17 protein-coding genes are annotated in these 22,042 nt (G+C 55.0%); 1 reads left to right on the forward strand and 16 read right to left on the reverse strand.

Annotated features, from left to right (window positions below; genetic code table 11):
* Positions 1 to 292 precede the first annotated feature (292 nt).
* Together dapF and NSQ73_RS18120 are read right to left on the reverse strand one after the other, a co-directional pair.
* Positions 293 to 1,129, reverse strand: a complete 837-nt coding sequence (gene dapF / locus NSQ73_RS18115; protein ID WP_042136578.1) for a diaminopimelate epimerase — start codon at positions 1,127 to 1,129, stop codon at positions 293 to 295.
* A gap of 111 nt (positions 1,130 to 1,240) precedes the next feature.
* The gene (locus NSQ73_RS18120; RefSeq protein WP_340987536.1) at positions 1,241 to 4,051 is read right to left on the reverse strand and encodes a calcium-translocating P-type ATPase, SERCA-type; all 2,811 of its coding nucleotides are present in this window, start codon (positions 4,049 to 4,051) and stop codon (positions 1,241 to 1,243) included.
* Positions 4,052 to 4,241: 190 nt separating this feature from the next.
* Between NSQ73_RS18120 and NSQ73_RS18125 the strand changes: the two genes are divergently transcribed.
* Complete coding sequence (locus tag NSQ73_RS18125; protein WP_340987537.1) at positions 4,242 to 6,128, forward strand: Rqc2 family fibronectin-binding protein; 1,887 nt, start codon at positions 4,242 to 4,244, stop codon at positions 6,126 to 6,128.
* Between the two features lie 154 nt (positions 6,129 to 6,282).
* Here the strand turns inward: NSQ73_RS18125 and NSQ73_RS18130 are convergent, their stop codons facing one another.
* The 14 genes from NSQ73_RS18130 to NSQ73_RS18195 form a co-directional block, all read right to left on the reverse strand.
* Positions 6,283 to 7,143 (reverse strand): PHP domain-containing protein, encoded by an 861-nt coding sequence (locus tag NSQ73_RS18130; protein WP_445669676.1) that lies wholly within the window; start codon positions 7,141 to 7,143, stop codon positions 6,283 to 6,285.
* 124 nt (positions 7,144 to 7,267) lie between these two features.
* Complete coding sequence (locus tag NSQ73_RS18135; protein WP_340987540.1) at positions 7,268 to 8,167, reverse strand: selenium metabolism-associated LysR family transcriptional regulator; 900 nt, start codon at positions 8,165 to 8,167, stop codon at positions 7,268 to 7,270.
* 111 nt (positions 8,168 to 8,278) lie between these two features.
* On the reverse strand, positions 8,279 to 8,716 hold the full coding sequence (locus NSQ73_RS18140; RefSeq protein WP_340989315.1) for a hypothetical protein: 438 nt from the start codon (positions 8,714 to 8,716) through the stop codon (positions 8,279 to 8,281).
* A 117-nt stretch (positions 8,717 to 8,833) separates the two neighbouring features.
* Entirely contained in the window at positions 8,834 to 9,802 is a 969-nt protein-coding gene (locus tag NSQ73_RS18145) for a GGDEF domain-containing protein (protein ID WP_340987541.1), read from the reverse strand.
* Positions 9,783 to 10,691, reverse strand: coding sequence for an EAL domain-containing protein (locus NSQ73_RS18150; protein WP_340987542.1), 909 nt, complete (start codon positions 10,689 to 10,691; stop codon positions 9,783 to 9,785). The genes NSQ73_RS18145 and NSQ73_RS18150 overlap by 20 nt, the downstream gene beginning before the upstream one ends.
* Positions 10,692 to 11,296: 605 nt before the next feature.
* Positions 11,297 to 12,007, reverse strand: coding sequence for an ethanolamine ammonia-lyase subunit EutC (gene eutC, locus NSQ73_RS18155; protein WP_340987543.1), 711 nt, complete (start codon positions 12,005 to 12,007; stop codon positions 11,297 to 11,299).
* Positions 12,008 to 12,027: 20 nt separating this feature from the next.
* Entirely contained in the window at positions 12,028 to 13,383 is a 1,356-nt protein-coding gene (locus tag NSQ73_RS18160) for an ethanolamine ammonia-lyase subunit EutB (protein ID WP_340987544.1), read from the reverse strand.
* 21 nt (positions 13,384 to 13,404) lie between these two features.
* Positions 13,405 to 14,907, reverse strand: a complete 1,503-nt coding sequence (locus tag NSQ73_RS18165; protein WP_340989317.1) for an ethanolamine ammonia-lyase reactivating factor EutA — start codon at positions 14,905 to 14,907, stop codon at positions 13,405 to 13,407.
* 571 nt (positions 14,908 to 15,478) lie between these two features.
* A complete protein-coding gene (locus NSQ73_RS18170; RefSeq protein WP_020432997.1) occupies positions 15,479 to 15,742 on the reverse strand; it encodes a YlbG family protein in 264 nt (87 codons plus the stop codon).
* A 42-nt stretch (positions 15,743 to 15,784) separates the two neighbouring features.
* Complete coding sequence (locus NSQ73_RS18175; RefSeq protein WP_042136559.1) at positions 15,785 to 16,222, reverse strand: YlbF family regulator; 438 nt, start codon at positions 16,220 to 16,222, stop codon at positions 15,785 to 15,787.
* A 46-nt stretch (positions 16,223 to 16,268) separates the two neighbouring features.
* Positions 16,269 to 18,461 (reverse strand): helicase-associated domain-containing protein, encoded by a 2,193-nt coding sequence (locus tag NSQ73_RS18180; protein ID WP_340987545.1) that lies wholly within the window; start codon positions 18,459 to 18,461, stop codon positions 16,269 to 16,271.
* Positions 18,458 to 20,170 (reverse strand): DNA repair helicase XPB, encoded by a 1,713-nt coding sequence (locus NSQ73_RS18185; protein ID WP_340987546.1) that lies wholly within the window; start codon positions 20,168 to 20,170, stop codon positions 18,458 to 18,460. The genes NSQ73_RS18180 and NSQ73_RS18185 overlap by 4 nt, the downstream gene beginning before the upstream one ends.
* A 173-nt stretch (positions 20,171 to 20,343) precedes the next feature.
* A complete protein-coding gene (locus NSQ73_RS18190; protein ID WP_076245407.1) occupies positions 20,344 to 20,775 on the reverse strand; it encodes a CBS domain-containing protein in 432 nt (143 codons plus the stop codon).
* An 80-nt stretch (positions 20,776 to 20,855) separates the two neighbouring features.
* Complete coding sequence (locus NSQ73_RS18195; protein ID WP_340987547.1) at positions 20,856 to 22,028, reverse strand: amidohydrolase; 1,173 nt, start codon at positions 22,026 to 22,028, stop codon at positions 20,856 to 20,858.
* Positions 22,029 to 22,042 lie beyond the last annotated feature (14 nt).

Below are 22,042 nucleotides of genomic sequence, written 5' to 3' on the forward strand. Positions count from 1 at the left end.
TGAAATACAGGAATTATCTCGCAAAGTGGGTTGGAGGAGGCGAAATGCTGCTTTTCGTACAACAATTCCGGATTTGGAGCGGATTAACGTGGAAAATGTTGTATTTCGGGCAGGATTTTTAAAAAATGGCGGGCTATGGTGCAATTGGCAGAGTTCATCAGGGAAATCGTGCTCCAGCCGCAGCGAAAAGTTCAAATTCCACCGGGTGAAGGCCCGGCGGATGCAGAAATCCCCCGTAAGCTCGCAGCTCGCGGGGGATTCCATATCTATTGCTATTGGTGTTTAATCCGGCTTAAATATCCACCGAACCGGTATACACCACCTGTGCAGGACCGGTCATATACACATGATTATCTTCCTCATTCCACTCGATGAACAGGTCGCCGCCCTTCAGGCTGATCCAGGCTGAACGGTCCGTTACCCCGTTCAGTACGGAGGAGACCAGAGTGGCACAGGCTCCGGTTCCGCAGGCCAGCGTAGGTCCGGCACCGCGCTCCCAGACACGCATATCCACATGTCCGCGGTCCACAACGGTAGCGAACTCCACATTTACTTTGCGCGGGAAGAGCGGATGAACTTCCAGCTTCGGTCCCCACGTGCCGAGGTCGAAGGATACAGCATCGTCTACATAAATAACCGCATGCGGATTGCCCATGGATACGGCGGTGAATTTGAATTCCGTTCCGTCCGCCTCGATCGGCTGATCCAGCACTGGCTCCGCATCGATCGCTACAGGAATCTGAAGCCCGGACAGAACCGGCTCGCCCATATCCACTGTTACGGTCTCCACTACACCATCTTTTACCTTCAGGGACACTTTCTGTTCACCGGCACCAATCGTTTCGATCACAATCTGCTCCGATTCCACCAGTCCGTGCTCATACACATATTTGGAGACACAGCGGATGGCATTGCCGCATTGCTCGGCTTCCGAGCCGTCAGAGTTCATGATACGCATCATATAATCACCGCGCTCTGAAGGCAGAATGTACACCAGCCCGTCAGCGCCTATGCCGAAGAACCGGTTGCACAGCGTAACTGCCAGCTCCGAAGCATTGCCCGGCAGCTCCTCCTCGCCGAATACAACTATAAAGTCATTGCCTAGTCCGTGCATCTTAGTAAATTCCATTGTATCGTCCACTCCTAAAAGTTTTGTTTGAAATATGCCAGCCGGTTCATCGTAAACCAAGCTCCCAGTGTAACCAGCATACCTTAAAGGAGTGGAGTGATGCTATTAATTTTATGCCGAAAACTTTGTACTTTTTATCATCTGCCGTCCGCCGCTGCGGCTGCGGTTCTTCTTGCCGCCCCAGACGCTGCCTGCACCCATCAGGAAGGTCGGGACGCCGGCCATCACCAGCACCAGGCACCATTCGCGGAAGCTGAGCGGAACGGTTTTGAATACCGGCTGCAGGAACGGCAGGTACATAACGGCCAGCATCAGGATCACGGATGACAGAACGGCGAGCACCAGCGCTTTGTTCTGGAACGGATTCCGGTGGAATACCGACCGGGAGCTGCGGCAGTCGAAGACATGGATGAGCTGGGCCATAACCAGTGTGGCAAAAGCAACCGACTGCGCCCGCACCAGCTGCTGCGCATTATCCGGAGCAATACGCAGCGTCAGCCAGAATGCGGCCAATGTGCAGAGGCCGATCAGCAGCCCGCGGCTGACGATCTTCCAGCCCAGGCGGCGGGCAAAGATATTTTCCTTGGCTCCACGGGGCTTGTGTTCCATTAAATCCTTCTCCGGCTGGTCTACCCCCAGCGCCATCGCCGGAAGTCCATCCGTGACCAGGTTGACCCAGAGAATCTGGATCGGCACCAGCGGCAGCGGCAGCCCCAGCATCATGGCGAAGAACATCGTCAGAATCTCGCCGACATTCGAAGCCAGCAGATAACGGATAAACTTGCGGATGTTCTCATAGATATTCCGGCCTTCTTCAATGGCTGCAACAATCGTCGAGAAATTGTCATCCCCTAAGATAAGTGATGATGCTTCTTTGGTTACATCCGTGCCGGTGATACCCATGGAGATTCCGATATCGGCCGCCTTAATTGCCGGAGCATCGTTCACACCATCCCCGGTCATCGCTACCACATGGCCCTGGCGCTGCAGCGACTTGATAATCCGCAGCTTATGCTCAGGAGATACCCGGGCGTATACATAGACGTTATCGGATACTTTGTCGAGTGCATCATCGTCCATCCGGGTAAGCTGGCTGCCGGTCAGGACAGTTCCCCCACGCTGCAGAATGCCGAGCTGATGGGCAATTGCTTCCGCAGTCGTTCCATGGTCTCCGGTAATCATCACGGTTTTGATTCCGGCCCGGCGGGTAACTTGAATCGCATCGCGCACTTCACGGCGCGGCGGGTCAATCATTCCGGCAAGCCCTACGAAGACAAGCTGGCACTCCGCTTCTTTCTCGCTGCCGGCCACTTCTCCGGTACGCATCTCGCGGTATGCCATCCCCAGTACGCGCAGCGCACCTCCGGCCATTTCCTCATTGGCCTCCAGCACCTTCTGGCGCAAGGTTGGCGTGCAAGGAACTACTCCGCCTTCCCACAGCATATAGGAGCAGCAATTCAGCAGCACATCAGGTGCGCCCTTGGTGCAGATCATCCGTCCGCCGGGATGGCTGACGATTACAGACATCAGCTTGCGTTCAGAATCAAACGGAAACTCCGTTTCCCGGGTATAGGTAACAGCAAGCGTTTGTGCAGTTAACCCCATTTTGGCAGACAGGGTTACCAGCGCCCCCTCTGTCGGATCTCCCTTGAGCTCCCACACAGACTGGGCGTCCGCAACCTTTTCGGCTTCCGCACCTTTGCCCTTCTTCTTGCCGCGTGTATCGGCGATAGTCTCAAAAATCTCCGCATTACTGCATAAAGCGCCCACCTGCAGCATCCGCCGCAGACTCTGGTCATTCTTCAGATCTACAGGCTTGCCTTTATGGAGTACATGTCCCGCAGGCGAATAACCCTCTCCGGTCACTTCCAGACTCCGTCCGCCGTTCCACACCCGCGTTACCGTCATTTTATTCTGAGTGAGCGTTCCCGTCTTATCCGAGCAGATGACCGAGGCACAGCCCAGGGTCTCGACGGACGGCAGCTTCCGGACGATGGCCTTGCGCTTGATCATCCGCTGGACACCCAGGGCAAGAGCAATGGTTACAATCGCCGGAAGACCTTCCGGAATGGCTGCTACAGCCAGACTTACACCTGCCAGGAACATCGCCGGTGCGGGCTGTCCATGCAGAATCCCTGCAAGAACAACGACAATCGTGAGGCCCAGGGAGACATAGATCAGAATCTTGCCAAGCTGCTCCAGACGGTGCTGCAGCGGCGTTTCCTGGGTTTCGGTATTCTGGATCAGGTCGGCAATCTTGCCCATCTCGGTATTCATGCCGGTGCGGACGACGACTGCCCGGCCTGTTCCCCGGGTCACCATCGTGCCCATGAAGCCGATATTCTTCTGGTCGCCAAGCGGGATCTCTTCGGCATGAATCACCTCCGCATGCTTGGAGACCGGTAAGGATTCCCCCGTCAGTGCCGATTCCTCAGCGTAGAGGGCGCTGCACTGCAGCCAGCGGACATCCGCAGGGATACGGTCACCGCTCTCCAGCAGGACGATATCACCAGGTACCAGCATTTTGGCTGCAATCACTTCCTGCTTCCCGCCGCGCAATACCTTGGCAGACGGGGCAGACAGCTGTTTCAGTGCCCGGAGCGAACGCTCGGCGCGGAACTCCTGTACGAAACCGAGCACCCCGTTAAGCAGAATAATGGCAATAATCGTAATCGCATCAAGATATTCGCCGAGCAGCCCGGATACCAGTGTCGCACCCATCAGCACCAGCACCATGAAATCCTTGAACTGATTGAGCATGAGCGTAACAGGCGATACCTTTTTGCCCTCCGACAGCTCATTGTACCCGCTCTCTTTACGTCTCTCTGCAGCAGCCTCAGCGCTCAGACCCGCTCCCGGATGAACGCTGAACATCTCCTGCAGCTCCTCTGCACCGAGGCGGTGCCAACTTTTTTGTTCCATGACTTATCTTTCCCCTCCCGGTCGTTTCTTGACTTCCGGCGGCGCACAGCTTTTCCACCTGTTCATGTCCAAGTGTATTCATGGTCGTCCCAAATTATCACCGCATCCGGTTTCTCCTTTTGCACGAACGAGTGAAAGTATGGCATCATAGGGGGAGTACATTATTTTTAGGCGACAGGAGAACTTTATCATGGCATTAGACGGCATCGTTACCAAAGCGATCGTGCATGAGCTTCAATCCTTCATTGGTGCACGCGTCAGCAAAATATATCAACCCAGCACACATGACCTGATCTTCACCCTTCGCGGTGCGGGCGGCGGCGGCAAGCTGCTGCTGTCAGCGAATCCGACCTATCCCCGGCTGCATCTGACCGAGAGAAGCACTATCAATCCGGCGGAAGCGCCAATGTTCTGCATGCTGATGCGCAAGCATTGTGAAGGCGGCACCATCGAGAGCATCACGCAGGTGGGCATGGAGCGGATCATTCATATCACTATCAGGACCCGGGATGAGCTGGGAGATGTCTCCGCCAAAAAGATCATCATTGAGCTGATGGGACGGCATAGCAACATCATTCTGACCGAGCTGTCCACCGGCACGATTATCGACGGGATTCATCACGTCACCCCGTCAATCAGCAGCTACCGGGTCGTTATGCCGGGCGCAGCCTATACCGAGCCGCCGCAGCAGCATAAGCTGAATCCGCTCGGCATAAGCCAGGCCGCTTTCATCTCGTTGATGGCTTCGGCAGAAGTAGCCGCCCTATATGCTGCGGAGCATCCGGAGGAGCCTGAGGAGGATATGATCGAGGGCGAGATTGCGGGGCTTCTGGCCTCACTGGAAGAACCGAAAGCCGACGGCTCCGGCGGCCCTTCCCCATCAGCCGACCCTACGGGCTGGCTTGTGCATGCTTTTAACGGCCTGAGTCCGCTCATTGCCGGTGAGATCGTCCACCGCTACAAGGCACTCGGGGGCGATGCCCAGGAGTTCAGCAGCGGGGTAAACCACCCGGACCAGCTGTGGGAAGCCTTCAATTCTGTAATGGAGCCGGTTAGGGAGCTCCGGTTCTCGCCGGTCTCCGGCTTGAATGCCAAAGGCAAGCCCATCTTCTCCGCCATACCGCTGAAGCTGATGGGCGGGAAAGTGAAGCAGTACAGCTCCATCAGCACATGCCTGGAGGATTATTACGGGGATAAAGCGGAGAAGGATACCGTGAAGCAGCGGGTAAGCGACCTGATCCGTTTCCTCGGCAATGAACGCGGCAAAAACATTAAGAAGCTTGCCAATCTGCAGAAGGATCTGGACGAGGCCCAGGACGCCGACCAGTTCCGGATCTGGGGCGAGCTGCTGTTCGCTTCCCTGCACACTTTGAACAAAGGGGATAAGACGGCAAAGCTAGTAAACTATTACGATGAGAATCAGGCAGAAATCACTGTTCCGCTAGATCCGCTCTTAAGCCCTACGGACAATGCGCAGCGCTATTTCAAGAAATACAACAAATATAAGAACAGCCTGCGGGTCATCGGCGAACAGCTGCTCAAGACCCATGAGGAGATTGCCTACATGGAGACGCTGCAGCAGCAGCTCGCCCACGCCTCACTGAATGACATCGAGGAAATCCGTGAGGAGCTGGTAAGTCAGGGCTACCTGCGTGACCGCAGCAAAAAGGGCAAAAAGAAGAAAAAGGCCACCCGCCCTACCCTGCAAGTGTTCACCTCTTCTGAAGGCATCGACATCTATGTAGGCAAAAACAACCTGCAGAACGAATATGTCACCAACCGTCTGGCTTCGGCGAACGATACCTGGCTGCACACGAAGGACATTCCGGGTTCGCATGTAGTCATCCGCAGCGAGGAATTCGGCGATGCAACCTTAGAAGAAGCTGCCCAGCTCGCCGCTTACTTCAGCCAGGCGAAGCAGTCGAGCAGCGTTCCGGTAGACAGCACCCTGATCCGGTACATCCGTAAACCAAGCGGGGCTAAACCGGGCTTCGTCATCTACGATCATCAGCGGACGCTATTCGTCACACCGGATGAAGAGCGTATCAAAGGTCTGGCAAGCGTTCTGCGAAGCTAGTCCAGGGAAACCAAACAACCTCCAGCCATTGGCATCATCGCCAATGGAATGGAGGTTGTTTTTGGTATTGCCGCCCTACAAGTTTCATAGGGCAGGTATTTTCACAGGCTACCGGCCTTTCCTAAGGTGGATCGCTTACCATTCAGGTTCAGGCTCAGCTTCGGGCTGCCTTCAATTGCTCCAGCACAGCTGTGGAGACATGGACACTGCCGATATCCCCGTGGAAAATCACGCCTTGCCGCGCCCCATGGAAATCCGAGCCGCCGGTGACCAGCAAGCCGAATTCCTCAGCCAGCGCAAGATAACGCTCATGCTCCGCCGGACCATGATCGGAATGGTAGACCTCGATTCCGCGCAGAGCACCGGTCTCCAGGATCTTCCGCACCAGTTCATCATCCCCGTAAATGCCGGGATGGGCCAGCACCGCTGCACCGCCCGCTTCCTGTATCCAGCGGCAAGCGGTTTCCGGCGTGATGCGCGGAGGCGATACATACGCCGCTGCACCTTCAGCCAGATATTTATCAAACGCATCCCGCATGTCCGCAGCTGCTCCCAGGCGCACCAGCTCATCGGCAATATGCGGCCGGCCAACACTCTCATCCGGCTTCAGCTCACGGCCCATGCCCGATAACACCTGCTCCATGCTGATCTCAATCCCCAGTCCGCGAAGCTTGTCTATTATTGCCTCATTTCGCCCCAGGCGGGTATTCCGCTGCTGTTCCAGCCGGGACAGGAACAGCTCCTGCTCCGTATCGATATAATAGCCGAGCACGTGAATCTCTTTCCCTCCGGCCCGCGTGCTGATCTCTACACCGGGAACCACCGTAATTCCCAGCCGCTTACCGGCTTCCAGCGCTTCTGCAATACCGCTTACGGTATCATGGTCGGTAATGGCTACCGCTGCCAGCCCTTTCTCATAAGCCAGACGCACATTCTCAGCCGGAGGCTGCATACCGTCCGAAGCCTGTGTGTGGCTATGCAGATCACATCTTCCCGGAGCTCGCCCCTCTTCTATTCCCTGCGTATACTCACGGTTATTATTCTTCTCATCCATATGAATGCCCCTCCATTCTCCAAGTTATATCTTGTCTGCGGGTTCCTGCCCCGGACCCCGCCCCAGTACAGACGCCTTAGCCGTTCTATTGCCCGTCCGCATGCTGGCGCAGGAAGGTCAGGAACGTCACAGCCGAAATCGGCAGCAGCGTCGACTTCAGATGAATCGCGTAGAACTGCCGTTTGAACGAGGCATCTGTGAGATTGACAATCTTCAGCAGTCCAAGCGCCACTTCATGCTTAACTGATGATGTTGAAATAATCGTAATTCCAAGCCCGGCCTCCACAGCCGACTTCACAGCGCCTGTACTGCCCAGCTCCATCACAATCCGCATGGCGCCGGGATCAAGCCCCTTCGCCAGCAGCTGCTCTTCCATCACCCGCCGGGTCCCTGAGCCCTGCTCACGGAGCACGAACGGATAGCCGAGCGCATCGCTTAGGGTAACTTCAGCCTGGTCAGCCAGCGGATGACCCTGCGGAACGATCAGCTTGAGCTCATCGCCCATGACCGGCTCGATGACCATATCCGGATGGGACACCGGCGCTTCGATCAGCCCGAAGTTCAGCTGGTGTTTGTTAATCTCCTCCATAATCTGCGTGGTGTTCATCACCTTCATCATGATTGAGATGTTCGGGTATTCCCTGCCGAAGGGACCGAGCAGGCGCGGAAGCACATATTCGCCGATCGTCAGGCTTGCGCCCAGCTGCAGCCGGCCCTCCAGCATATGGGTGAAGGCTGACATCGCCTGATCCGTCTCCCGCATCAGCTGCATACTGCGCAGCGCGAATGGCATCAGCGTGCGGCCGGCTTCGGAGAGCATTATTTTTTTAGTCGACCGGTCAAACAGCTTGGCTCCGAAATAATCCTCCAGCGCCTGAATCTGCATCGTCACTGCGGGCTGTGTCATATGCAGCGTCAGTGCCGCGGCCGAGAAGCTGCCCCGTTCGGATACGGTATAAAAAATATGTAGCTGGTGAAAGTTCATGCTTTTCTGACTCCTTTTCAAAATAACCACTCAAAGTGGCGATATGAATGGCAATTCTTCAAAAAAGGGCACGCAGCCATAAGCCGCATGCCTTCGTTGCCATACTCTCTTCTACTTGCGTCTGCGGCGCTTCTTCATCACCTTCATGCGGCGGGAGTGGCGCAGCCACGAATAGTATTTCTTGAGATCCCGCAGCTGGGGAGTCGCCGAAATCCGGCCGAGAAACGACACCACCACCATGACGTACAGCGGCTCACCGGAGAGCGTGGTTACGCCCTCAAGCTGCCTGAAATCGACCACAATCACCGTATCATCGTCGATCAGATAGGCATTATACTCACTGTGCGAATAGGGTCTAACCCTGTTCTGCTTCAAGCATTGCCAGATCCATGCCGTCACTTCGCCGTTCCCGTTATTCTCCTCAGCGACCCGGTCTGCATAGCGGCTCTTCGCATGCTGGGTAAGCACGATATCGGCAATCCCGTAGTTATTCAGCACGATATGGAAGGGCTCATACGCCCCCCACCATTCCATCCCCTTGCCATGCATTGTCATCACACTCCACGTAAAAGGGTCTTGGCATGCTCTTATTGTTGTCAATCTTACCGCATTGATGTCTGTTGTTCAAGCATTCCGCCCTCCCTGTGAAGTGTACAGGCGTGAGTCTTAGTGTCCGATCTTGTGCAGGCTGATATCGCTGTCATCGACATAGCTGCTGCCTTTGATCATTTTGCAGCTTTTTTTGAAGCGGGCCGCCTCTCCGGACAGATCCTCAACCGAAGCGAATCTGCGGCTGCGGTTCGTTACAACGGCGATGGAGATCGAGACCAGCGGAATTTCCTCCATCCGTCCTGAACGGCTCTCGGTCAGCACAAACTGCCGGGCCAGATGCCCGGCATGATAGAAATCTTGTACCACCATATCGAACGCCCTGATGATGCTCCTGCAGCACTCCTCATATTGATAATGGCTGATGAAGATAATAAAGTCATCCCCGCCGATATGTCCCAAAAAACCGTCCAGACGCAGCGCCTCATGCTTCAGAAGCTCCGCCGTAGCCTGAATCATCCGGTCGCCTTCCTTAAACCCGTATGTATCGTTGTAGGCCTTAAAGTGATCCAGATCAATGTAAAGAACACTGAACTGCTCCTGCAGCAGAGATTTAACCATCCACTCTGTAATGCTGACATTGCCCGGCAGTCCCGTTAACGGGTTCAGAAAGCTGGCCGCGACCGCCTGAATTTCCGCAAAATTAAGCAACAGATCCCGCACGCTCACCGCTCCGAACAATGCGTTCCCGTGGGTGACGATCACATAGTCATACAGATTCTCTTCGTTCCTGGCCATAGCCAGCCTGCTCACATCAATGATCGGTGTCTTATAATCCACCACAAGCGGATTTTTATCCATCACCAGCTCCACGGATCTGCCCATATACAGCGTATAACCATACAGCGTACCGATCTGCTGATAAAAACGGATTCTCATGATGAGCGCTACCGTACAGCCATTCTCAGTTACTGCGACGCCTTGGAGCTGTGGATTCTTTTTGAAAATCTGATCTACGTACTCGCATTTGTGATGGATCGTAATTTCCGGAATCTGTTCGGCGATTTCACCAATTTGAAGAAACATGCCTATACCCTCCTCTTACTGGAAACGGCAGTGCCGAAGACGGGAAGCCTCCATCTACAGGCTGGTGAGCCGGTCTTCCAAGCGCATAACCTTGACCAAATTCCACTCCCGCCATCTGCAAAAAAAGCAGCTCCTGCGCCGTCTCAATGCCTTCGGCAATCACCCGGGTAGACGAGCGGTCCGCGTATTCCCTGACCAGCTCCAGCAGCTCCTGCTGTTCCCTGCTGCTGTGAATTCCGCGGATCAGCGACTTGTCCAGCTTAATGAACTCCGGCTTCAGGTAGACCAGCGTCTTGAGACTATTGTAACCGGAGCCGGCATCGTCAACGGCAATGCGGAAGCCCTGTTCACGATAATGGGACAACACTTTCTCGAATCCGATATAATCCTGCACGGCCTGACGTTCTGTCAGCTCAAACACCACACGCTCCGGCGCAAGTCCCAGCTCCTTCAGGAGGGTAAGGGTTTCACCGCTTTTGTGACGGGAATCATTCAGCACCCCCGGATGCACGTTAACAAATAACAGTTTATCTCCCGCAGCATCCGCCTCCGGCAGCCTCTCCATATAACGGGACAAGGACATTCTCCGGCAATACTGCTCGAATCTGAACATCTGCTCTGTCCTTCCGGCAAAATCATAGAAATGCTCGGTGCTCGGGAACTGCGGGGACCTGGGCGGACGGTTCAGCACTTCATGTCCGATCGTTATCCCGCTCCGCAAATGCAGAATCGGCTGAAAGAACGTATCCAGCATCTCCTTATCCATAATATCAAGCAGCATCGATAATCTGCCCAGCTCCCTGGCTTCTTCCCTGAATCTTCCGCTCAGATGCTGAAAGTATTGCGGCAGCGCCGCCAGCTTGCGGGACAGTGTCCCTGATTTATTCATTTTATCACCCGTATGTTTTCTTCGTGAATTTTGTCACTCTCTCCAGCATAGTCCGGAAGTATTAAGCAGGTATAAACTATGGGCCGCAGTCAACGGTTCCGGCAGTAATTTAGGACAATCCCGGACTGGTATAGCGTCAGATTCACACTAGTACAAATCACTTAGGCAAAACGCCTGCTGAGGGTCTGCAGTGATCCGGACATGATATGTGCCTAGGAGTATCCGGTATGCTTAATTGCACTTTGTACAACTAAATCCTCTGACTTTGAACCCCCTCAACGTTTAGTTGTATTTCGTGCAATTAAAGTGACTGTAGCAGAAGGTTTCCACCCATTTTGGCAGATTTAGTTGTACAGAATACAGTTAAACGATGCAAGCACATCTTATCGCTGTTTTTAACTGCACAAACTACAACTATCACTGAATACCCAATTGATACTGGATACACAAATAGTTGTATTAAATGAGCTGTTGTACTAACCGGAACATACTCAAGGTATTTCCGGGTACAGCAAATAACCTCAGGCCCGCATTGGCGGAATGAGGTTAGGTTAGATGCACAAAAGAGCATGAGACTTATAGGATACTTTAGGATTAAAGCTCAGTTACAGCTCCAGCCCGACTCCGCTCATTCTGAGCTCCAGCATCCTGGCGATTAGGCTGCCCAGATGAGCTCCGGCCTCAACCGGAGGAGTGCCTCCCTGATGAATGTTGGATAGAACCATCCGCTGGGAATCTGTCATTCCTGAACGCGGCCTGTAGCCAAGATAAGCACTCATGGACCGGGAGGTGATCAGTCCCGGACGTTCTCCGATCAGCATTACAATCACTTCGGGCTCCAGAATATCGCCAATAGCATTCATACAGCCGACCCTGGCCTTCCGCACAAAAAACGGTGTCCCCGCAGTAAGCCCGTGAACTGCCAGAGAGTCCAGCAGCGCCGGATAAATATCCCGCAGGTTGCTCTCAATGGCATCGGCACTTAGTCCGTCTGACACCACAATCTGCACCTGCGGAGCCTGGATACAGCGCTCCCGCAGAAGCCGGATACTGCTCTCCGGCAGCTGCCGTCCCAGATCCGGCCGTTTCAGGTACAGCTCCTTGTCCGTCACCTCTGAGTCAACTGCAAACAGCTCCAGCTCATCCAGCAAGGTGCTGCTGACGCTGCCGTATACTGAATCGACTGCAGCCGCATGATCCAGGCGCAGCTGCAGCTGCTCACGGGTCGTCGGCCGTGTTCCTGCCCGGCCTGTGCCGATCCGCGCCGGTGTAGCCTTACGCAATCTTTCCATTCCCTCCGGATCGTGGAATACCATGCTTGCTCCTCCTTCATTGTTTAGATGAACCGCGTCGGATCACCGGCAAGTGCAGTCAGTCGGCCATTCTTCAGGATGCCCATTTTGTCCGCCCAAGCTGAGAACTCTGCCCCCGGCTGCAGACGCAGCAGCTCCCGTACAGTAGCAATATCATGAAAGCTGGTCGACTGGTAATTCAGCATGCAGTCATCCGCCATCGGAACCCCGATGAAGAAGTTTACTCCGGCGGCCGCCAGGAGGACAGCTAAGTTATCCATGTCATTCTGGTCTGCCTTCATGTGGTTCGTATAACAGACATCCACACCCATCGGGAGTCCCTGGATCTTGCCCATGAAATGATCCTCAAGCCCGGCCCGGATTACCTGCTTGCTGTCATACAGGTACTCGGGTCCGATAAAACCGACGACGGTGTTCACCAGAAACGGCTTGAACGCTTTGGCCAGTCCATAGCAGCGGGATTCCAGTGTCAGCTGGTCCACACCGTGATGACTGCCCGCTGACAGCTCAGATCCCTGGCCCGTCTCGAAATACCAGCGGTTCTCCCCGCTGGCCGTGCCGGACTCCCGGATCAGCTGATCCGCTTCTTGCAGCAGCCGCAGATCAATCCCGAAGGATTGGTTGCCGCTCTCTGTACCGGCAAGACTCTGGAAGATCAGATCCGCCGGAGCCCCTTTGGATATCGCTCTCATCTGGGTGGTCACATGGGCAAGCACACTGTTCTGCGTTGGTATGCCCCATCTGTGAATGACCTCTTTGGTTTCGTGGAGGAGGCGGATAATATTGTCTGTTGTATCAATGACAGGATTGATACCGATTACCGCATCCCCGATGCCGTAGCTCAATGCTTCATAGATGGAAGCCTTCATCCCCAGCGGATCATCCGTAGGATGATTGGGCTGGGCCCGGCTCCCGAGCCGCCCGCGTTCTCCCAGCGTAGTATTGCAGCGGGTAATCACTTCACACTTGGCCGCGGTCTGGATCAGATCCAGATTGGACATCAGCTTGGCCGCCGCAGCGGCCATCTCACTATTCAGGCCTCTGCCGATCCGGCGCACCTCATTCTCAGATGCAGCGAGCAGCTGTTCTCTCAGCTCTCCAACCGTCCAGCTGCGGATCGTTTCGTAGACCGCTTCATCCACTCCCTCTTCGATCACTCTGGACACCTCGTCCGTCTCGGGTGGCAGCAGCGGGTGGCTGCGGATATCCGCCAGCGTCAAATCGGCCAGCACAAGCTTGGCTGCCATCCGTTCGCGGTCGTCCGCTGCAGCGATTCCTGCAAGCTGGTCCCCGGACTTTTCTTCATTCGCTTTGGCGAACAGCGCCTTCAGATCATGAAACCGGTAGCTCTCGCCAAGCAGGGAGACTGTCAGCTTCATCGGTTATCACTTCCTTTCCGCCTAATTTGTTGAATTGAAAACCAGGGTCTTGACGGCAACCGGTATATAATTCCCGTCCGCCGGGATTCCAATGTCAATATAATCGCCATGCGCCACAGTAATCTGGTCCAGACAGACGCAGGCTTGCCGGCCTTGGGATAGCAGATAGACACAATTGCCCAAAGCTTTGGCAATGTCATTCTCACAGATTAGGATGCAAAGCTTCAGCTTATACTTCCGGGAACACCCGGTCACTGCTTCAGCAACCCGGCGTAACACAGAATAGGAACAGGGGGTGATTTCCGGGATGGCGATTGCAAACTGCATTGCTTCCGGTTCAATTGAACCGTGCCTTATGGCTCCCGCAGCAAAAGCGGCTTGTATAGAGGCTAAAAACGCATCCGGCTGCTCAACGTTCTGGACCTGTACGGGCCAGACCATTTCTACAACGGGAATATTCCGCAGCGGCAGCAGGTTGGGGTCTGCATAAACCGTTGAACCGCTGAGCTGCAGGGTATGAACACCGGCACCAATCACTGTAGCCCGCTGCGCGCCTGGAGCGGCCTGCAGCTTCACCGGGTAGTGTTCGGCTGTCTTTTTAATGGCATGAACCAGCAGTGGCCCGATATCCCCATACCTTGCAGTCTCCGCGATATTGCGGGGAGCGGCCTGCTCCATTAATGCACCCACACCCCCGGAGATCCAAAGCTCCGTAACTGCAGTCTCTCTTGCAAATGCAGCCGGTAGGTCCGGGTGACCATAGATTAATGGACAGGCTTGCGGATCACTGCCCTTAAGCAGGACCTCCAGCAGCAGTTCACTCCATCTCCGGGTGACCTCCTGCAGCACAGGCCAATCCGCCTGCTCCCCCTCTTGCAGCCAGAGCCCTTCCCGGTTCAGCCATTGCCGGGCTGCAGGATATATTTTCGCTACGGTTCCAGCCTTATCCAGCATGATCAGCCGGCCGCCGATATGAAAGTTCAAGGTTCCTATGCAACTTCCGCTATTGAAATATGCCGCGTTTGCCGTACCGCCTCCGATATCCACATTGACTATCGTCCCCGCCGCTCTTCGCGAATGAGCTTCCGCTCCAGCGCCTTTGCCTGCAAGGACAGCCTCCAGATCCCCGCCTGCCTGGGCAACCACGAACTCTCCCGACTCTCCCGCCAGCTGATGGAGGATGGAATCCGCGTTCGATCTTACCGCCGTTTCTCCAGTAATAATGACAGCCCCTGTATCTACCTCCTCAGGCTTCAGTGCCGCGCTGTGGTACTCTGCCGACAAGATCTGCTGTAGCGCCGGAAGATCGATTTGCGATTCGCCTATCAACGGTGTTAGATGCATCGGGCTTTCATATATAATATTCCGCTCCGTAATTTGATATTGCGGAAGCATGGACAGACCATATCTCCGTCCGACCGTAAGTCTGCTGAAGACTATTTTAGTCGTACTCGTTCCAATATCAATTCCGACACTGGTGATTTCGCGCTTCAGTTCTATGCCGTTCCCTCCCGCCTGCTGCAGTGCCTAAATAAATGCCAAAGTATAAAAAAAGACGCCTTATCAGCCTTGCATCGCTCTGCCATGCGTGCCTATTACGTCTGCGCCCTCTGTTGAACTCGTTGCGTTGTATTTATTGTGTTGTATTTATTGTATAGATCTATTGCAGATAGTCCCAGCGGTATCAGCTTGCTTTCCTTGAGGATATAGTAAGTCACCGGCGATTAGCTGTCAATTTAGTTAACATTCCCCCTGCAAAATGTCATCCATCCCCCTTTCGGCAGATTCCAAGGTATTCATTCCCCACATTGTACTCGGTTTTTCACATACATTTGGCTCATCTACCCTATCATCGGCACATTGTATTCGGTTTTTCGCATACATTTGGCTCGTCTACCCTATCATTGGCACATTGTATTCGGTTTTTCGCATACATTTGGCTCATCTACCCTATCATCGGCACATTGTATTCGGTTTTGAGCATACATTTGGCTCGTCTGCCCCATCATTGGCACATTGTTACGTGATCATAAAATATATTAAATACAAAAAAACAGACGCCAGCGGCGCCTGTCCAAAATGGCTATATTTGAATTTACAAACCGTAATAACGGGACTTGTCTGGCCCATTGCTGGTGTATTCAGTCTTGAGTTCATTGCGGTAGGAACGCTCAATCTTACGCACGTAGGAAAGTCTGCGGACATTCTTCATAACTTCCTCGGCGCGTTCCGCGTTCACATACATTACCGCATAGTGCATCTTTCGGGAAACATAGTGCAGTGTTCCGTATTTCTCCAGGTTACGCGCTGCCTTGACGTCGCTAACCCAAACGATATAACCTGTCCGTTCCGCAAACATAAGCTCATCCGCCTTTCTTTCTCTATTCTCTATACGGCTAGCTTATCCGCAAGAGCATTTGCCTCCGCTGCCGCATCCGCCTTTGGGGGACGGGTCATTGCTCGGAACCTTGATGCTGTCCGATACCGAGAAGGCGATTGCTTCTGACATGGAGTGAAGAATATCATCCAGCGTCTTCTCTGCATTCTTGAAGCGGACAACCTCTTCGAACTGTTCCAGCTCCCGCTCTACTAACTCAACCTCATCCTTGGCCGAATGATAGTTCGGGTGAAAATGTCCAAACCGCTGTGTCTCCTCAAACAGCTCCTTCTTGCTCTGCAGCCGTCTGACCATGGCCTGGATTTCGGGGCTCTGATCGACCCGCCCTTTCCAGTATAAGTAATCCGACACTTCGGCGGATTGATTAATCATATCGCCTAATTCATAGGCGTATGTCAGCACTTCGGCCATATCGACCGTATTTAATTCCGCTACGCTCATGAACTTCAACTCTTTTCTGCATTAATGTTCTACCGCAAACGGTAGACTACCTTATCATAACATATCCGGCTGCTCGAGAAGAAGAGGAATTTCTCTGTTTGACCGGATGCAGCAGCTTCATTTCCTGCCAGTCTTCGGCGGCAAGCTGAATCTGCTCTACAGTCCCTGAACCTGAACGCAGCAGATTCCCCCGTGCTCTCCACGGGCGGCCGCTTATTTGCTCGGGAATGAAGTCTGCAGTTTGGCCTTGCACGGAAATTCTAACCTTTATTCCCCAGCCCAGCGCCTGCTCCATCACCTTCTGCGCCGTTGTCACATGGTATTGCCTCCACTGGTTGAACCACATTTGTGGAACGGCATCTTCACCCGGAAGCAGCTCCTGATCCTGCGCTGTCCCCGCCAGCGGCAGGAGCTTCGGATACGCTGCAGCACCAAGCAGTCCCCGTTCCCCGGCAGGAGAAGGAAGCTCATAACGGAGTGATGCTGCGGACCGTTCAAAAGGTCCGAACGGGTTGTGCGGCTTCAAGGCCTCCTCCCGGCCGCCGATGATTCTTGGCGGAGCCAGCCCGGCTGCAGCCAGCTCCTTGCGCAGCTGGCCGACAGTTTCCGGGCGAACGATGAAGTGGAGCGGGCCAATCCGGGTCAGAATATCCTGCAGCCGGGGATGCGCAGCAATATCTCCGCTCTCCTGTTCACCTGCACAGGACAGCAGAATAACCTCGGACAATGATGTCCGCCCGATTCCCTTAGCCCACTGCCGAAGCGACAGCTCCACCTGCTCCGGCAGCCCTCCCTGAGCATGCGCGGTAAGCCAAGCAATGGCATTCCCGGGAGGACAGCCCAGCTCCGCTGCGGACTCCAGCATTTCCCGGGTCAGCCGGAAGCTCCAGAGGTCCTGATTATGCAGTAGCTCGGCGTATCCTGCCAGGGTCCAGCGGATGGTATACGGAACTTCAGGCGGGACCAGCACCTCAAAATCCGGCTGGACAACGAACCTGCCGGCCGCAGGTACAGCAGATTCTGCAGGCAAACCCCAGTCCGCGCCAGTCTGCCCTGACTTCAATGAGCTGCCGGAGAGTACCTCCTCCTTCTGCACCTCCTCCTGCTCCTCCTGCTCCACCTCCACCTGCTCCTGCTCCTGCTCCTGCTCCTGCTCATAATCATGCTCATGTTCTGGCCAGCCTTCTGGTACAGCAGTTCCGCCGAAGACTTTATCTGGTTGCGATTCCTCCGCTTTCACAATACCTGTATCTTCTCCGCTTATCTCCGGTTCTATTGTACCTGCCGAAGCTCTGTCCAATTGCGGCTTCACTGCCTTCCACCGGAAGCAGGGCTCTCCCTTGGCTGAATAACCCAGGTCACACCAGCCGAAGCCTGCCAGGCAGCGGAGCCAGGCAATGGCGGACGCTTGCAGCTCCGGACCGTCCGGCCCAGCAACGGACTGCTCTTTGGCAAGGCCTCTCTGTATCATCCAATCCAGAAGAGGCGGCACGGCAAACCATTCTCCCGGGGGGAATTCCGCCGTGGAGATCAGATGTCTGAAATGCTGTCCGGCAGGCTCCGGTGAGCCGTATCGGCTGATTACAATACGGTATAGCGTATCGGTCATCTCCTGCTCGGTCAGCTCCAGCCAGCACTGCAGCTTCGTTATGTCTATTAAATATCCGCTGCTGCTGCGGCTGATCAGACCCAGAACAGCCATCAAATCTACGATAACTGTTACCGGAAGCGGGTAAGGCTCAGAACTGGCCTGGTTGAGCTTAAGTCCAGCAAGATGCTCCTCCTGCACCGACAGCTGGCCTGCCAGCAGACCGAGCTGCTTCTTGTGTATGAGTCCCTTGGCCGTCAGCGGCAAGCCCTCCCGCGCTGTAAATAACAGCCCCCGGAACAGCTCGGCAGCCAGACCCGTGCAGGCAGCAAGCTGGGCCTGTACATCTGTTTCTCCAAGACTCTGCGGACAGGCAAGCCAGAAGCTACGCCCGATCCGGGGGAACCTCTGCTGCGGGATCTGATACAGCTTCTCTCCCCACATTGTCTGGCGCTGCTCCAGCATTCCTGCCATGAGCAGCTCGTTCAGCGCCAGCTCCTGCTCAGCGCGGCACAGGAATGCCGGCCGCAGCCGTTCAATGCTATCCGCCGCACAAGGCCTGGCTGCATGTTCCGCACAAATCGCCTGGAGTACTGCCTGTGCTTCCGGCGTCAGCTTCTGAATATCTGCATCAGGCTCCTGCCTCATCATAGAATAGCCTCCTCCGCGGATTCCAGCATTCTGACTGCGTAATCGTAGCCCTGCTCGGTTAAGAACATCCTGCGCCGCAAGGCAAATTCCTGCTCCCTGCTGTCCCCCGAGACCAGCGTATAGAAATACGCCTTGTTGTCGCCAGGCTTAGGCCGCAAAATACGCCCCAGCCGCTGAGCCTCCTCCTGCCGCGAGCCGAAGGCTCCGGATACCTCAATCGCTACCGAGGCATCCGGCAGATTGACGGCAAAATTAGCCACCTTCGAGACGACCAGCAGGGGCAGCCGCCCTTCGTTGAAGGCGGCATACAATGCGCTCCGTTCCTTCTGTGTAGTTTTGCCGGTAATAAGCGGCGCGCCCAGAGTCTCCGCCAGCTGCTCCAGCTGGTCCAGGTACTGGCCGATCACCAAAATCGCCGCCCCGGCATGTGCCGCAGCAATCGATGCCGCGGCCGCAGCCTTAGCCTGATTGCCGGCCGCCAGGCGGAACTGTTCTTTCGCCCCGGCATAGATATATTGCTGCCGCAGCCGCTCATCCATCGGGACTATCACTTCCGTACAGTCCACTGCCGCAATCCATCCCTGCCTCTCCAGCACCTTCCAGGGCAGATCGTAACATTTGGGCCCGATCAGGGAGAACACATCACCTTCCCGGCCGTCCTCCCGGACCAGCGTTGCTGTAAGACCCAGCCGGCGCGTAGCCTGAATGTCTGCCGTTGCCCGGAAGACAGGAGCCGGGAGCAGATGGACCTCGTCATAAATTATGAGTCCCCAGTTGCGCTCATTGAACAGATTCATGTGGACAAACGGTCCTCCCTTGGCTGTACGGTGGGTCAGAATCTGATAGGTGGCGACCGTGACAGGCCGTACCTCCCGCTTCTCACCGGAATATTCCCCGACTTCATCCGCGTTCAGGGTCGTCCGCTGCAGCAGCTCACCCCGCCACTGCTCGACCGAGGTGGTGCTGGAGGTAAGGATCAGCGTTTCACACTGCAGATGCTCCAGTACTGCAATCCCTACTACCGTTTTGCCCGCACCGCAAGGCAGAACAACAACACCGCTGCCGCCGATGCCCCCAATCCCCTGGAACTGCCGGATAGCATCCCTCTGATAATCCCGGAGCCCGAAAGCCTCCCCGCTAATTCCGGCCCCCTGCCCCGCTTCCTCTGTCCAGGCAAGCTTCAGCTCCTGCCCGTCCCGGAAACCGGCATAATCGAGTACCGGATAACCAAGTCCTGTTAATTCCTGCTTGAGCAGCCCCCTGTTGCTCTTCGGACAATAGCTCTGCAAAGAGCCTGCCCTGTACCAGCCCAGCTCTTTCAGAATCAGGCTGCCCTCCAGTTCATCCAGCAGTCCGTCCTGATCAGCCGAGAGCGTAATGAGCAGCGGATCAGTTTCATGCGTGCGCAGTTGCAATCTTCCGTACCGGGACATCAGCTGCCTGATTTCACCCTCAAGGGCGGAGGGAATTCCCCAGCGTGACAGCCTGCGGAGCTTAGCAATAACCGCCTCTGCCTCCTGGCCTCCAGCCGCTGCATTCCACAGGGACAACGGCGTTATCCGGTAGGTGTGATAGACCGGAGGGCTTTTGACAAGCTCGGCAAAATCAGCCAGGACTGCCCGGGCTTCCTCATATCCGGGATGGCCGCATTCCAGCAGAATGGTCCGGTCGTTTCTGGTAATGCACGCACCCTTTCCATCAGCATTCATAGTATTCCCTCCTTGTGATCTACAGTGTTTAAGCTTTAATACAGCAGGAAATGGATTATCCCCTTAAACAGGTAGCACAAAATAACCCCACACCGTGGGGCTTTCTGCATATTAATTTCAATTTTGAAAAAGCCCACCTCCGCGTAACGGACATGAGCTTTCCATAACCCTATTTAATGCAGCTGCCGCTGGGAAATACCGCTTAACGCCTCTGCTGCCTCATCCGCATGAATCCTTTTCACCGCCAAGTCGCCAAGCGACACAATTCCGATCAGCTTCTTGTCACGGGTCACCGGAATACGGCGGATTTGCCTTGAAGCCATCAGTTCCGCTGCCTCATCAACAGAAGCCGTCTCCGAAATGGAGATAACCTCCCGGCTCATGACGGTTTCAACGGCTGTGGAGCCGGGATGCTTGTCCGCATAGCCTCGTAATACAAGATCACGGTCCGTGATTACACCCAGCAGCGTTGCCCCGTCGGCCGAATCTACTACAGGAATGAAGCCCGTCCCGTAATCTCTCATTTTGACGGCAACCTCATAGATATTATCGAGCAGCGTGACCGAAGCCGGATTGGCGGTCATTACTTCCTTGACTGTCTTCAAGAATGAACCCTCCTGTCTGCCATGTCACCATGCCATTTGTGAGTAGTTTTTCCTCAAGCGTCAAATATTATACAGATACATTATTGTTCATTCAGACAGGAATCGGCCATGGCTACCAGAAGCTTCGTCCCATAGAGCATGGCATCCTCGTCAAAATCAAATTTGCTGTGATGATGCGGATAGACGGCATCCTTGGCAGGATTGCCAGCGCCCACAAAGATGAAGCAGCCGGGGATTTCCTTAACATAATAGGAGAAGTCCTCCGCAGGCATAATTTTCTCCATCAGCATAACAATTGCGCCTTCTCCCAGCGCTTCCGGGGCGACACGGTAAAAGCGGTTAAATTCCGCTTCATCATTCACCAGCGGCGGGTAACCCATCAGATAATCAACAGTTGCCTCTGCACCATACGCCGCTGCGATGGAAGCCGTCATCTCCTCGATTCTGCGGCGGATCAGATAGCGCGTCTCTTCATCGAACGCGCGCACAGTCCCGGTAATCCGGCAGCGCTCGGCAATAATATTCTGGGCAGATCCGCCTTGAATCGTCCCTACGCTGACCACTGCAGGACGCAACGGATCTACGGTACGGCTGACTATGCTCTGCAGCTGGGTGACAAGAGCCGCCCCTGCCACAATGCTGTCCACCGTACGGTGCGGCATACCGCCGTGGCCGCCCTTGCCGATAATATCGATGAAAAATTCATCGGCGGAGGCCATCAGCGGGCCTGGCGCGCTGCCTACGGTTCCTAGCGGAAACGGCGTCCACAGATGCAGTCCATAGACGGCATCTGCACCATCCAGCACACCTTCTGCAATCATCCCCATTGCACCGCCCGGACAGACCTCTTCCGCCGGCTGGAACAGGAAACGGATCTCGCCGCGGATATCTTCACGGCGTGCACTGTAATAAGCAGCCGCAGCCAGCAGCATAGCCGTATGCCCGTCATGTCCGCAGGCATGCATAACCCCGGGATTCTGCGAAGCATATTCCCGTCCATTTTCTTCAGTAATCGCCAGGGCATCCATATCTGCACGCAGAACAACCGTTCTGCCGGGCAGTGCCCCTGTAAGTATACCTGTCAGCCCGAAGCCGGACCCGCTTCTTCTAACTTCAATCCCCAGCTCGGACAGTCTTGCCCCGACATAGGCGGATGTCTCCTTCTCCTGATAAGACAGCTCCGGATGGCGGTGTAAATGGCGGCGCCATTTCACCATCTCCGGCAGCAGCTCCTCTACCGCTAACCTCTCCATAATTCTCCATTCCC

Origin of the sequence: Paenibacillus sp. FSL R10-2736 (assembly GCF_038000245.1) — a bacterium.
Taxonomy (GTDB): Bacteria; Bacillota; Bacilli; order Paenibacillales; family Paenibacillaceae; genus Paenibacillus_AQ; species Paenibacillus_AQ phytohabitans.

Bases quoted from the DNA above. Each gene is read 5' to 3' on its own strand.
- NSQ73_RS18140 (WP_340989315.1), bottom strand. From the start codon at position 8,716: ATGCATGGCAAGGGGATGGAATGGTGGGGGGCGTATGAGCCCTTCCAT.
- NSQ73_RS18175 (WP_042136559.1), bottom strand. From the start codon at position 16,222: ATGAGCGTAGCGGAATTAAATACGGTCGATATGGCCGAAGTGCTGACA.
- NSQ73_RS18135 (WP_340987540.1), bottom strand. From the start codon at position 8,167: ATGAACTTTCACCAGCTACATATTTTTTATACCGTATCCGAACGGGGC.
- NSQ73_RS18145 (WP_340987541.1), bottom strand. From the start codon at position 9,802: ATGTTTCTTCAAATTGGTGAAATCGCCGAACAGATTCCGGAAATTACG.
- dapF (WP_042136578.1), bottom strand. From the start codon at position 1,129: ATGGAATTTACTAAGATGCACGGACTAGGCAATGACTTTATAGTTGTA.
- NSQ73_RS18195 (WP_340987547.1), bottom strand. From the start codon at position 22,028: ATGGAGAGGTTAGCGGTAGAGGAGCTGCTGCCGGAGATGGTGAAATGG.
- NSQ73_RS18125 (WP_340987537.1), top strand. From the start codon at position 4,242: ATGGCATTAGACGGCATCGTTACCAAAGCGATCGTGCATGAGCTTCAA.
- NSQ73_RS18185 (WP_340987546.1), bottom strand. From the start codon at position 20,170: ATGAATGCTGATGGAAAGGGTGCGTGCATTACCAGAAACGACCGGACC.
- NSQ73_RS18180 (WP_340987545.1), bottom strand. From the start codon at position 18,461: ATGATGAGGCAGGAGCCTGATGCAGATATTCAGAAGCTGACGCCGGAA.
- NSQ73_RS18160 (WP_340987544.1), bottom strand. From the start codon at position 13,383: ATGAAGCTGACAGTCTCCCTGCTTGGCGAGAGCTACCGGTTTCATGAT.
- NSQ73_RS18150 (WP_340987542.1), bottom strand. From the start codon at position 10,691: ATGAATAAATCAGGGACACTGTCCCGCAAGCTGGCGGCGCTGCCGCAA.
- NSQ73_RS18170 (WP_020432997.1), bottom strand. From the start codon at position 15,742: ATGTTTGCGGAACGGACAGGTTATATCGTTTGGGTTAGCGACGTCAAG.
- NSQ73_RS18120 (WP_340987536.1), bottom strand. From the start codon at position 4,051: ATGGAACAAAAAAGTTGGCACCGCCTCGGTGCAGAGGAGCTGCAGGAG.
- eutC (WP_340987543.1), bottom strand. From the start codon at position 12,007: ATGGTATTCCACGATCCGGAGGGAATGGAAAGATTGCGTAAGGCTACA.